The sequence below is a fragment of the Burkholderia sp. BCC1985 genome (assembly GCF_905339915.1).
Classification (GTDB): domain Bacteria; phylum Pseudomonadota; class Gammaproteobacteria; order Burkholderiales; family Burkholderiaceae; genus Burkholderia.
On record NZ_CAJPGY010000156.1, the window covers coordinates 1 to 221 of the forward strand.

A 221-nucleotide genomic window follows, 5' to 3' on the forward strand; every position below is an offset into this window, starting at 1 on the left:
TGGTTGATTCGGCCGATTGCGAGTGCGACGTCGGTCAATGCGCTGCCGGTTCCCATGTCGCCGAGCAGGGCGGCCGTGTTGAAGGTCTGATTCGTGTGGTCGTATTCAGGGAGGGTTTCGGTCAAGGTCTGCGCGAGCGAGACAACGCGTAACGACGCTGCGTCGCTGGGTACACCTGCGTCGTGGACGATGTAATTCAGGTCCGTGACCGCGACACCGGC

General features: G+C 62.0%; 1 pseudogene. It reads right to left on the minus strand.

From position 1 onward, the window contains the following. A pseudogene (locus tag U4Z31_RS37090) lies at positions 1-221 on the minus strand (virulence factor); the annotation flags it as partial.